10 protein-coding genes and 1 tRNA gene are annotated in these 12,015 nt (G+C 41.2%); 4 read left to right on the top strand and 7 right to left on the bottom strand.

The genetic code is table 11. The annotated features are described in order from the left end of the window. Positions 1 to 226 precede the first annotated feature (226 nt). Both KZA12_RS00580 and KZA12_RS00575 read right to left on the bottom strand, forming a co-directional pair. Positions 227 to 847 carry a nitroreductase family protein gene (locus KZA12_RS00580; protein WP_218688864.1) on the bottom strand — a complete coding sequence of 207 codons (621 nt, stop codon included), beginning with the start codon at positions 845 to 847 and terminating at the stop codon, positions 227 to 229. 252 nt (positions 848 to 1,099) lie between these two features. Next, positions 1,100 to 1,642 carry a L,D-transpeptidase gene (locus KZA12_RS00575; protein WP_256932761.1) on the bottom strand — a complete coding sequence of 181 codons (543 nt, stop codon included), beginning with the start codon at positions 1,640 to 1,642 and terminating at the stop codon, positions 1,100 to 1,102. A gap of 173 nt (positions 1,643 to 1,815) precedes the next feature. On the opposite strand from KZA12_RS00575, the gene KZA12_RS00570 reads away from it, so the two are divergent. After that, entirely contained in the window at positions 1,816 to 2,883 is a 1,068-nt protein-coding gene (locus KZA12_RS00570) for a hypothetical protein (protein ID WP_218688863.1), read from the top strand. Positions 2,884 to 3,038: 155 nt separating this feature from the next. Here the strand turns inward: KZA12_RS00570 and KZA12_RS00565 are convergent, their stop codons facing one another. After that, positions 3,039 to 4,277, bottom strand: coding sequence for an argininosuccinate synthase (locus tag KZA12_RS00565; protein WP_218688862.1), 1,239 nt, complete (start codon positions 4,275 to 4,277; stop codon positions 3,039 to 3,041). A 495-nt stretch (positions 4,278 to 4,772) separates the two neighbouring features. Here KZA12_RS00565 and pyrC point away from each other — a divergent pair, with 495 nt between their 5' ends. The 3 genes from pyrC (at position 4,773) to KZA12_RS00550 (ending at position 7,444) form a co-directional block, all read left to right on the top strand. Continuing rightward, complete coding sequence (pyrC, locus tag KZA12_RS00560) at positions 4,773 to 5,843, top strand: dihydroorotase (protein WP_218688861.1); 1,071 nt, start codon at positions 4,773 to 4,775, stop codon at positions 5,841 to 5,843. 244 nt (positions 5,844 to 6,087) lie between these two features. Further along, positions 6,088 to 6,744, top strand: coding sequence for a ribonuclease T (gene rnt, locus KZA12_RS00555; RefSeq protein WP_201622514.1), 657 nt, complete (start codon positions 6,088 to 6,090; stop codon positions 6,742 to 6,744). 624 nt (positions 6,745 to 7,368) lie between these two features. Then, a tRNA-Glu gene (locus KZA12_RS00550) sits at positions 7,369 to 7,444 on the top strand. A 294-nt stretch (positions 7,445 to 7,738) separates the two neighbouring features. Here the strand turns inward: KZA12_RS00550 and KZA12_RS00545 are convergent. From KZA12_RS00545 to eno, 4 genes are all read right to left on the bottom strand, one after another. Then, positions 7,739 to 8,359 carry a BLUF domain-containing protein gene (locus KZA12_RS00545; protein ID WP_227677164.1) on the bottom strand — a complete coding sequence of 207 codons (621 nt, stop codon included), beginning with the start codon at positions 8,357 to 8,359 and terminating at the stop codon, positions 7,739 to 7,741. Positions 8,360 to 8,895: 536 nt separating this feature from the next. Beyond that, complete coding sequence (gene ispD, locus KZA12_RS00540) at positions 8,896 to 9,651, bottom strand: 2-C-methyl-D-erythritol 4-phosphate cytidylyltransferase (RefSeq protein WP_256932789.1); 756 nt, start codon at positions 9,649 to 9,651, stop codon at positions 8,896 to 8,898. A 210-nt stretch (positions 9,652 to 9,861) separates the two neighbouring features. After that, entirely contained in the window at positions 9,862 to 10,170 is a 309-nt protein-coding gene (locus tag KZA12_RS00535; protein ID WP_201622404.1) for a septum formation initiator family protein, read from the bottom strand. Positions 10,171 to 10,371: 201 nt separating this feature from the next. Continuing rightward, positions 10,372 to 11,664, bottom strand: a complete 1,293-nt coding sequence (eno, locus tag KZA12_RS00530; protein ID WP_201622513.1) for a phosphopyruvate hydratase — start codon at positions 11,662 to 11,664, stop codon at positions 10,372 to 10,374. Between the last annotated feature and the right edge of the window lie 351 nt (positions 11,665 to 12,015).

Raw genomic sequence — 12,015 nt, 5'->3', positions numbered from 1 at the left:
TCGATCAACTATAAGGGACTGGCTTAACAAATAAAGTGCTACTAGGATGAATTTTGTGCAGTCTCTGGGAACACAGCACCCAAGGAAAATTTATACCATCAGCACACCATAATGGCGGTACTCTTGTTAATTAGGATTAACGATTAACCATAGTAACTAAGCTTAGCTAGCTGTTATTTATTAAATAGCTGTCAAAGCAGTTTTTGACTAATAGGGTTTTGAATCCTTACTGCTCTAACCCTAGCACTTTCATACGCTGATTGAGTGGCTGATAGCTTTTGTCGCCCGCAGCTTGCAATATATTACCAAACGGCATTTGTGCCACTAATTCCCAGTTATCAGGGATAGCGAACGCTGCCGCAATATCTTCGTCAATTAGCGGATTATAATGCTGCAAACTAGCGCCAACCTCTAATGTACTCAGCTCTGTCCATAGCGCATACTGATGCATCGCTGAAGTCTGTTGCGCCCAAACAGGGAACCTATCGGCATACAACTGAAATTGTTCTTGCATCGAATTTACCACATCGGTATCTTCATAGAACAGCACAGTACCAGCAGCAGCACGGAAGCTATCCATCTTTTGCTTACTACTAGAAAAATCACCATCAGCCACTTCTTCGCGCAGCTTAAGTTCGGTAATATCCCACAACTGCTGATGCTGCTCGTCAAATAAAACCACTAAGCGTGAAGATTGCGAGTTAAAAGCCGAAGGGGTATGCAGTAAGATACGTTCAGCCATATTGACTATAGCTTGTGGAGCGACGGCTAACTCATTACCTAAAGCATAAATAGAGCGACGTTCATTAAAGGTTTGTTGCAGAGTTTCCAAAGTAGCTTTAGACATTATAATTATCCTTATAATTGCAATTAATATTAAAGATCAGAGACAAGTAACCAGCTAGCAATAGCAATAAACATAGCCATTAGCCAACTATTAATGAATTAGTCTTGGCGCCGTACTAACCCAATATTGACAACAGAAAGGCTCAATATTATAGCAGTGAGCTTAACAGTGAATCGTTTGGCTTAAGTTTTTTTTATCAATAACCTTGTAATTTTTCTTGCAATTTGATCATGCTTTGACTATGTAATGCCATTAGCTGGCGATAATGATAACTGGAGTACCTTCTTCTACTTGTTCATACAACTCAAAAATGTGCTGATTACGCATGCGGATACAGCCATGAGAAAGGGGTACACCCATCGGCTCCGTATCGGGCGTGCCATGAATATAAATATAACGCTGATAGGTATCGCAGCCCCCTTGAGCGTTGCTACCTTTATTAAAGCCTGGCTCTATACCTTCGAGCCATAATATTCGACTCAATATCCAATCGCGGCTCGGCTGCTCCTGCCCTAAGCTGGCACTATAAACCTCACCAGTAGGCACTCGGCCAATAAACACGGCATTCATAGGCTCAGTACCGCCTATTTTTTCGGCGATAATATGCTTACCCAGTGGCGTACAGCCGCTGTCTTGTTGACTGCCTATACCATTTTTAGCAGTCGAGATACTATACTGGCAGACTAAGGTATCTTGTCGATATAAGCTCAGTTTTTGCTCAACAATATTAATAATGATATAAGTAGCATAGTTATTATTTTGCGGGATAACCGGTGGTGTCATAAGTTGTGTCATAAGTAATAATCCACTAGCAGTCTATTAGTAAGCATCTATTGATTTCTTGAGACCTAAGTTATAAATAATTTGTAGCCATTTGAATAAACTAACACCTATTTTTAATGTTAAAAGATTGTATCAAACTCGTAGGCACCGTACTATATACTTAAACCTTTTAAAGCTAGCAAATTATGACCAATATTTCACCGACACGAGTGTCGATGTATGATTTTCTATTTCAAGATATGCAGCCTATAGTTTCGTTGTTGGCTGATGCTGCTAACCTATCGTTACCACAAACACGATTAGGACTAGCTGCTAGTCTACAAGCTATCGTAACGGCTCTACTCGCTTATGAACAGCAATATCACGCCTCAGCGGTGCATAAAAAACTATTTACTCGTAGCGCGGTCAAAGAGCTGCGTCAGTACAATGCCATGAACTTTGCAACCATCAATGCCAGTCTGTATCATCGCAACGATGTCGCTGATGCAGTATTTGGTGATGTGGCAACTGTGATGAAAGCTAGTGCTCATATAGCGGCGCAAATTGACGCTAGTACTGCACAAGTAAAAACACTACTAACTTCATTATGCCTTATTGTACTGCGTGAGTTGGCTATCTTAGCAGACTATAGCCAACTTGATCATGAAGAGCTGGGTCATTGGTTTGATTTACAGCCGCAGTTTTTGCAGGCAGCAGCTATCGATAAATACTGGTATGAGCTGACTGGATTTCAGCCATTACAAGCCAGCGCCAGTCAAGATATGCAGCAGGCAACTCCTAACTACTTAAAAGTTATTGGTCGTGCGCCTGAGAACGTTCAGCAAGGACGTCATAATGATCTGTTGGTGTTTGCTCCGATGCCTTTGATCGAGCTACCACATCAACGCTGGTTGCTGCAGTTGGCCAAAATTGCTGATATCTATCTGAGTCGTGATCGATTGCGCATTACTTCTGAACCAACTACTGCACCTGTTGCGCCTTTAGTCAGTTTAGGACTACTCGAGGCCAATAAAGACCCTAGCCCTGTTACTACTAGCGAGGTACCTATCGACTACGATACCTCTGTACCACTATGGAAAAATCCAGTCATTCTTATTATTATCTTAGTCATCGGTAGCCTTAGTGCTTTGGCTGCTTTGAAATATCAGCAGCAAAAATCTAACGGTATCTTGCCAGCTGCCGCCGCAGTATATAAGCATGACCGTGCTGAAGAGCGTCAACAGCAAGATGCTATCGGCAAAATAGAACAGTAGCAACGGCTAGCATTGGTATTGATATTAGTATGAAGATCATTACCGTCTAACAAACAATACTAGATATCGGCTAATGCCAGCAACTTATGACGCATAAAAAAACAGAGACTCAAGGTCTCTGTTTGTTATTAATTAGATTCATTGACTGGACTTGACTACTTAGACAAGTCACGACCACGGCTAGCTTCGATAGCCAGACGCAGACCATTTAAACGGATGAAGCCTTCTGCATCTTTTTGATCATACGCACCAGCATCATCTTCAAAAGTTGCAATCTTCTCATCGAACAATGAATCAGCTGATTTACGACCAACTACGCTGACGCTACCTTTATACAGCTTCACACGTACAGTACCGTTGACATATTCTTGTGACTTATCGATTAACTCTTGCAGCATTAGACGCTCAGGACTGAACCAGTAGCCATTATAGATAATTTTAGCGTAGCGTGGCATCAACTCGTCTTTTAGGTGCGCCGCTTCACGATCAAGGGTCAAAGACTCAATACCACGATGGGCTTTAAGCATAATAGTCCCTGCTGGGGTCTCATAACAGCCGCGTGACTTCATACCTACGTAACGGTTTTCTACGATATCTAGGCGGCCAATACCATGCTTACCACCAATCTCATTGAGCTTGATCATAATTTCATAGGGCTTAAGCGGCTCACCATCAATAGCGACGATATCACCTTTTTTATACTCAAGTTCCATATACTGCGCTTGATCTGGTGCTTGCTCTGGGCTTACTGACCAGCGCCACATATCATCTTCAGCTTCAGCATAAGGATCTTCTAAGATACCGCCTTCATAAGAGATATGCAGTAGATTGGCATCCATCGAATAAGGAGATTTAGTTTTAGTGCCTGCATAATCGATGGCAATATTATGCTCTTTGGCATAGTCCATCAAGCTTTCACGACTAGATAAACCCCACTCACGCCAAGGGGCGATAGTAACCACATCAGGAGACAAAGCGACAGCACCAAGCTCAAAACGCACTTGGTCATTACCTTTACCAGTAGCACCATGACTAATAGCGTCAGCACCATGCTCAGCGGCAATCTCAACTAAGCGCTTGGCGATTAGTGGACGGGCAATAGAAGTACCGAGTAAGTACTCGCCTTCATAGATAGCATTGGCACGGAACATAGGGAACACATAATCACGAGCAAACTCTTCACGTAGATCTTCAATGTGAATGTTTTTGATACCCATCGCTTCAGCTTTAAGACGTGCTGGCTCTACTTCTTCACCTTGACCGATGTCAGCGGTGAAAGTGATAACTTCTGCATCATAAGTCTCTTGTAGCCATTTGGCGATGATTGAAGTATCAAGACCTCCAGAATAGGCCAGAACAATTTTATTAATATTTTTTTTATCTAGTTTTGCCATGAATGACTCCTAGTAAGTGGCGGGAAGGTTAAAATATCATAGTGCTAGTTGGCTACAATATAAAGTAAAAAATGCAGAGAATATTTAGCAGTTGTTTAGAGACGCTTTACAAACTATGCAAAACAAGCATAAAAAGCGCTCAGAACTGACTTTTCCTGCTTAGTGTACCTTATATTGACCTTATATCATATTTAGTCTACGCCCTGTTTGTTAGTAATAATCAGCTGACTATTATCCAAGGCAATATTTGATAATGAACCGCTTATCTTTAGCGGCATATTTAGTCAGAGAGTCAAATCTGTTATTATGGGCACTGGTAAAATTCCCTAATAAAAACTAGCCAGTAAATAACGGGTAAAACTATCCATATAATCCGACTAATAAAATAATTTATCAGCTGTCGTTTATTGACAAATGTATTAACTTATCAGCCTCAACTATCTCTTAGTTCCTATTTTTCATCTTAATTTCATCCTACAGAGCGTTATAATCCTTATGACTGATTCTATTGCAGAGCTAACTATTATTCAGCCAGACGACTGGCATATCCATTTACGAGACGGTCAAGCACTGGCGACTACTGTTGCCCATGCAGCGACTAGCTTTAATCGTATTATCTGTATGCCCAATCTGGTACCACCAGTCAAAAACGCAGCTGATGCCCAAGCTTATCGTGAGCGCATAATGCAGTATTTGCAGGCAAGTGACATTAGTGCTGATCGCAAAGTCACTTTTGATCCACGCATGACTTTATACATGACTGATCAGACTAGCGTGCAAGATATAGAAATGGCGGTCAAATCTGGCATAGTACAAGCCGTTAAGCTTTACCCTGCTGGTGCTACGACTAACTCTGCCGATGGCGTCACTAACATTAATGCCCTAGCAGATGTGTTTGAAGCTATGCAGAAATATCAGTTACCTTTGCTATTACATGGTGAAGTGACTCATGATCATGTCGATATTTTTGACCGTGAAAAGCGCTTTTTGGATGAAGTATTAACGCAAATTATCGCCAAATTCCCAGCATTAAAAATTGTAGTTGAGCACATCACTACTAGCGATGCTGCTGACTTTGTGTTAGCGCAAGGTAACCATGTTGCCGCTACTATTACCCCGCAGCACTTAATGTTCAATCGTAACCATCTATTGTTAGGCGGTATCAAGCCACATCTATATTGCTTACCTATTCTCAAGCGGGCCTCGCATCAAAAAGTATTATTAGATGTGGCGACTAGTGGCAGTCCAAAATTCTTTTTGGGTACTGACTCAGCGCCGCACTCAACCGATAAAAAAGAAGCCGCTTGCGGCTGTGCGGGCTGTTATAGCTCAGCGACAGCTCTTCCGCTCTATGCTACTGCATTTGATAGTGTTGGCAAAATTAACAGCCTTGAGGGCTTTGCTAGTCGTTTTGGTGCTCAGTTCTATGGCTTGCCAATCAGCACCAACACGGTCACTTTAATCAAAAAGCCAATGCAAGTCCCTAGTGCTTATCCTTACTTTCACGGCTCAACGCTGACCCCACTGATGGCTGGTGAAACGCTACCTTGGTCTATCAAGGCCTAAACTACATTCTGCCTAAGTCTGATGATATGACCGCCAAGCTAGTAGCATTCATATCATCAGCTACTCGTATAATTTCAACTTATTATGACTACCGATAAAAGTGATTTGACTGTCTATGACCACCCAAAATAACACTCCTGTATCCGATGAGGTCTTGAGTGGCCCTGCTGAGCGTATTAGCACTAATGAAGCGAGCTCTATTAAAGCATCAGCACCCTCTGAGACTACAGAAACTCAGACGCCAATGACTCTAAAAGAGCGTTTTCGTAAATTTTTACCGGTAGTAGTTGATGTGGAGACTGCTGGTTTTAACTCGCAAACCGACGCCCTCTTAGAGATTGCTTGTATCCCTATTCTGCTCAATGAGCAAGGGGTTTTTTATCCAGGCGAGGCGCTAAATGCCCATATCGAACCTTTTGAAGGGGCTAACTTAGAGCCAAGCGCCCTAGCGTTCACCGGCATTGATCCCAATAACCCGATGCGAAAAGCTATTGCAGAAGATGAAAAAGTGGCGCTAAGACGCATTTTTAAAGGCCTAAAAGAAGTGCGAAAAGCTGAAGAATGTCGCCAATGTGTCCTTATTGGCCATAATGCTCATTTTGACTTAAGCTTTTTGAATGCGGCAGTTCTACGTACTAATAGCAAAAGCCACAACCCATTTCATCAGTTTTCAGTATTTGATACGGTGACTTTAGCCGCCTTAGCCTTCGGTCAGACAGTACTGGCTCGTGCTTGCAAAGCAGCAGGGCTGGATTTCGATGGTAATGATGCACACTCAGCGTTATACGATACCCAAAAGACTGCTGAGCTGTTCTGTCATATCCTTAACCACTACCCAATGCTTCCTAATGCCCTGCGTGTCCAAGAACCTAACGAGACTTTGACAGATAGCAACAACTAACAAACAGCAATTAGCCAAATTTTATCTATAATGAACCAATAGTAATGGAACACTCACTAATTGCTATTGGTTAACTGGCGATAATAGCTAGCCTATGAGCATAGTTTTACTGCAATGAATAATAACGCTGTTGTATTATTAATCCGACTTGATCATCTTAGTTTTTAGTTGATAAGGATATGATTGATACAGTGAAACTATTTTGACTGTCGCTTAAGTTATTTGCTGTTTGCAGAAGCGGCAGTTAGCTTGATGGTCATTGTTATGATTCAGTACTAATCGATATATCCTGTAGATGATTTAAGCTGCTTACGATGCCTTTATGGCCTGCAACAGGCTGTGATAGGCTCAACAGGAGAGCTACCCTAATGGAACTAGAACCGCAGCACATGTTATGGGGAACTATTATTGGTTATATGTTATTAGCTTTAACTATTAGCACCTGCACTTCTCTATGGATACGCCACCATTTAAAGAATAATAACCTACATCCACGTCGCGCATTGAAAAAAAGATACTTACTATTAAAAAAACGTAGAAAAAGGCTTGACAGTAGACACAGACGCTATTAGAATGTGCACCACTTCAGCATAAATGGTGAAAGCAGTTGAAGCGCAGTACCTAGTCCCCATCGTCTAGAGGCCTAGGACACCGCCCTTTCACGGCGGTAACGGGGGTTCGAATCCCCCTGGGGACGCCACATATAAAAGTGGTATCTACTCCGGTAGTAATGCTTTAGAACCTTCCAAAACTTTATAGGTTTTGGAAGGTTTTTTTATGGGCTAATGATTAGTTATCGTAGAAGGTAGATTGGCGGCTTACAGTATAGTGACTATCAGTATAATTAAATCGTTTATCCATAATTGTTAATGTCCTTGATACCCTTAATATCATGAAAATCATAACTATTAAGAAAATATTATAGGCATAAAAAATCCCAGCCGTTCGCTGGGGTTTAAAATAAGATCTAGTGCTCAATCTTTTAGGTAATGATCTAAAATTTATCTGATAGCATAAACCACAATAGGGTCAAAATAATAAGTAATCCTAATATAGTTTGAATCAAAAAGAACGCTTGGTGCTCCCCTACTACTTTACTTAAAGTCAAGCCCAATACATTATACTTTATAGGTTGCGTATCAATATCACCAGTGTTTTTCTGCTCTTCATAATAGCCTTGTAAAGTGTCTACGAATGGTCGCCACTCATTAGCGTCCCAGTTGTAAGGCTTAAACGGCATCAACGCTTTAACTCTAGAGTCACTAAGCATCCAACGCTCAAGAGTTATAGAGCGCAGCGACCAACCAGTAAAGCGACGCTTAGCAATGGCAGAGAATTCTAAGATATGCATATCTTTATGCCGATCATCCATCAAAATACGATTTTTGAGGTCAGTCAACGCTTGCTCTGAGCCTTCCACATACTGAAAAAAGTAGCCATTACCGTAACAAACAATTCCTGTCACATTATCAGCTTTATTATTTTTTATAGAAATCTCAGCGATATCATTGAGGGTACTGGCACCAGATAGACCTGTCGAAGTAATACGACTGACATATACTAACTGATAGAGATCTGCTGTATTTGAAAGAGTGGGACTAGTTGATGATAGCATTGTGCCTCTCCTCATAATTATAATACATAATCTAGACTACATGGCCTAAGGAATAATATACAAGTAAGAGAATATGAACCTGTAATAAATTTTTATATTATATATACGTATTTTTTATATATAATTGTATTAATTTAGTTACATAGTAGTGCAGTTTGGTCAGTAAAGCAAATAATAAGTTATAAATAATCGGCTACATTGTAACTTGTTAATAATCTGTCAGCCTTTATAGCATTGGTCTTAAGGGAATAAGCACTGGCTCTACATTGCTAATTTTTAATTTACTTTTTAGCGAATGCTAATACTTGACATATATCAAAGTAACCGTTAGGAAAATAATATTTGAAATAACCCTATTATTAGCAAGGTTTTATAAGCAAATGAGGGTTTTATAACAAAAAGAGTGCTTTACAAGAAAAGGAGGGTTTTGTAAGAAAAGCAAGGTTCAATACTGTTTTTAGGTTATAAACCGGTCTATTAAGAGATCAGATTATTGTAAAAGGCTTTTTGCTAGGATGCTGCTATCATCAACCTTATTAGTTGCAGGCTTGGCCTTGTGCGCTTAGTAAAGCACTCAGTAGTAGCGCATCATCTGGATAAGTCAGTTTAATATTCTGACGACTGCCCGCTACTAACCTAATAGGCAAGTTTAGTTGCTCAAAAGCGCTAGCTTCATCAGTGATTTGTAGTTGTTGATCCGCAACATAAGACAATACTTGACGCAGCTTGCCCAAGCGGAAAACTTGTGGGGTTTGTGCTTGCCAAATAGTGGCACGATCTATAGTGCACTGAGAATAGTAACGCTGATTATTACTCATAGCTTCTGCATCAAGGGCAGGCTTCTGCATCGGTAGCAGATTATGATTAGAAGGTTGCTGTTGTGCTTGTTTTAGAGTATCAGCAACTGGAGTAGCAAGGATAGCCCCATGAGGCTCAGTCATAGCAGCGCTAATCACACGCTCGATATCAGCAGTAGTAACTGCGGGTCTCGCCGCATCATGAATCACTACTAAATCATCATCTGCCGCACCACTGTGAGTAATAGCTTGCATGCCTAAGCTTACCGACTGCCAACGTTCAGCACCACCCTGCGCATAAGATACTGGTAAGGCGAAGTTTAGAGTCTGCGCCGTTGTATCATCTGCGGCAATAACTAGCAAACAGTGATTAATATAAGCACTACTAGCTAACCTAGCGACGCTAAGCTGCAGCAAGGTCTGCTCATTGATGAGTAAATACTGTTTAGCTACAGCAGCACCGAAACGACTGCCGCGTCCAGCAGCGACTATCATAGCGTGTACTTTAGGGGGGGTGTTAAGCGGAGACTGACTTTTGAGCTGCTGCTTATCAGCCTTAGCACTAAATTCAGTATGGCATTGAGTATTCAACTTACTAGTAAATTTAGGATTAAGCTTGTTATTCAGCTTATTGTTGAGGATGCTCATAGGGATAGTGTGCCAGCTTGGTAGTGATTGTTATAGTTTTTATTAAGCTACTAACCATCATTGGCTACTACGAGTAGTGGGCGAAGTAGATATCTGCACAAAGGTCTCATTGTGCTTAATCAGCCCTAGATCTAAGCGTGCATGCTCCTCTACAGCTTCGAGGCCATTTTTTAAGTCATAAACATCAGTACGTAGCAAGTTATTTGCTGCTACCTGATTATCATTAAAGCGCTGTTGCTCTTCGATTTGACTCAATAATTCATTGCGTTCGACATGTCCATTACCGCCGAACCAGTATTGATACTGCAGCCCTAGCAGCACCGCAACGGCCAAAGCAAGTAACATAAATTGGCTAAAGTATTTCATATGCTCACAACATCAAACCAGAGAATAAAAGAATATATACAAAAGTGAAAATCACTATATTTATATCGTTAATAGATCTTAATAGCTTAGCATCATCATTAAAATAAATACAAGCTACTAAGCCAAACTTTGTTAGCGAATTCAAAACCTTAGTTCCAAATTCGCTATTCTATAATGAGCAAATATTTAACTGACTAAGCTTTAGCCGCGTAAGCCGATAAACTCTTCACGGCCACGATAACTTGCGCGTACTTGCTGCTCTATGCGTAACAGTTGATTGTATTTTGCTACGCGGTCTGAGCGGCATAATGAGCCAGTTTTGATTTGACCGGCCGCTGTACCTACTGCTAGATCAGCAATAGTGCTATCTTCAGTTTCGCCCGAGCGATGAGAGATAATAGTCGCATAGCCGTTTTTCTTAGCTAGATAAATAGCATCTAGAGTCTCTGACAAAGTACCGATTTGGTTAAACTTAATCAAAATAGCATTAGCGATATGCTTATCAATACCTTCTTGCAAGATTGCGGGGTTGGTTACGAATAAGTCGTCACCGACTAACTGTACTTTGTCACCGATTTGCTCAGTTAAATACTTCCAACCATCCCAATCTGACTCATCAAGGCCATCTTCGATAGAGATAATCGGATATTGACGCGCCAGCCCTACTAAGTAGTCAGAAAAACCTTGGCTATCAAAGCTTTTATTGCCCTCACCGGCCAGAATATATTTACCGTCTTTATAGAACTCACTAGCCGCACAATCAAGCGCTAAGTGGATATCTTCACCAGCCTTGTAACCGACTTGCTCGATTGCCTGCATGATGACCGTGATGGCCTCTTCATTACTACGTAAGTTAGGGGCAAAACCACCTTCATCACCAACAGAAACACTCAAACCTTGCGATTTTAGTACTGACTTTAGGCTATGAAAAATCTCTGTACCAGCTTGTAGCGCTTCTGAAAAGCTGGTAAAGCCGACAGGCTCAATCATGAACTCTTGGATATCGACAGTGTTATCTGCATGCTCACCACCGTTTAAGATATTCATCATCGGTACAGGCATAGTCAGTGAAGTCTGATTACGCAAATTAGCGATGTACTGATGTAGCGGTAGATGCTGTGATTTAGCAGCAGCTTTAGCGGTAGCTAATGATACAGCTAGTATAGCGTTAGCCCCTAAACTGCCTTTATTTTCAGTGCCATCAAGCTTAATCATCGCATCATCAATCTGCTGCTGCTCAGTGACATCTTTGTCCATCAAAGCGCTGCGGATTTGACTATTGACATTGGCTACGGCTTTTTTGACCCCTTTGCCCATGTAACGGCTTTTATCGCCGTCACGTAACTCTATTGCTTCACGTGAGCCAGTAGATGCCCCGCTTGGCACTGCTGCACGGCCTACTGTACCATCAGCTAAAATAACATCAGCTTCAATCGTTGGGTTACCACGTGAATCTAGTATTTCACGAGCACGAATGTCTTTAATTGCGGTCACTTTGGTGGTTTCTTCAGCGTACATAATGTCTTAAATTCCTTTGGTCATGCCAAGTTTGTGGGATAAAAAAGGGATAATAAAATATTGGGCGTGCTTACTTATGAGTATTCAACACGTCCTAGAGAGACGAACAAATATAACTGGGATAAATGAGTCTGTAACTAACACCGTAAATACGGTCAATTATGCTTATATTAACCATAAGCAAGTCTTATGTTTATGACTATAAAAACACGGCTATGGTGCTTGGCATCATAGCATAAATTCAATGAAATATTACCACTGTTAGCGCTAACCTTTATGGAGTGCGCTAAGCCTTAAAGCTCAGCTATTCGACGTTGGCCATCAAGC

The sequence above is a fragment of the Psychrobacter sp. BF1 genome (assembly GCF_019279065.1).
GTDB classification, from domain to species: domain Bacteria; phylum Pseudomonadota; class Gammaproteobacteria; order Pseudomonadales; family Moraxellaceae; genus Psychrobacter; species Psychrobacter urativorans.
Note: the sequence above shows the minus strand (reverse complement) of the source record. Positions and strands in the feature narration are given on the sequence as shown.

Excerpts from the sequence above, each read along its gene's own strand:
- KZA12_RS00580 (WP_218688864.1), bottom strand. The coding sequence starts at position 847 with ATGTCTAAAGCTACTTTGGAAACTCTGCAACAAACCTTTAATGAACGT.
- KZA12_RS00575 (WP_256932761.1), bottom strand. The coding sequence starts at position 1,642 with ATGACACAACTTATGACACCACCGGTTATCCCGCAAAATAATAACTAT.
- KZA12_RS00570 (WP_218688863.1), top strand. The coding sequence starts at position 1,816 with ATGACCAATATTTCACCGACACGAGTGTCGATGTATGATTTTCTATTT.
- KZA12_RS00565 (WP_218688862.1), bottom strand. The coding sequence starts at position 4,277 with ATGGCAAAACTAGATAAAAAAAATATTAATAAAATTGTTCTGGCCTAT.
- pyrC (WP_218688861.1), top strand. The coding sequence starts at position 4,773 with ATGACTGATTCTATTGCAGAGCTAACTATTATTCAGCCAGACGACTGG.
- rnt (WP_201622514.1), top strand. The coding sequence starts at position 6,088 with ATGACTCTAAAAGAGCGTTTTCGTAAATTTTTACCGGTAGTAGTTGAT.
- KZA12_RS00545 (WP_227677164.1), bottom strand. The coding sequence starts at position 8,359 with ATGCTATCATCAACTAGTCCCACTCTTTCAAATACAGCAGATCTCTAT.
- ispD (WP_256932789.1), bottom strand. The coding sequence starts at position 9,651 with ATGATAGTCGCTGCTGGACGCGGCAGTCGTTTCGGTGCTGCTGTAGCT.
- KZA12_RS00535 (WP_201622404.1), bottom strand. The coding sequence starts at position 10,170 with ATGAAATACTTTAGCCAATTTATGTTACTTGCTTTGGCCGTTGCGGTG.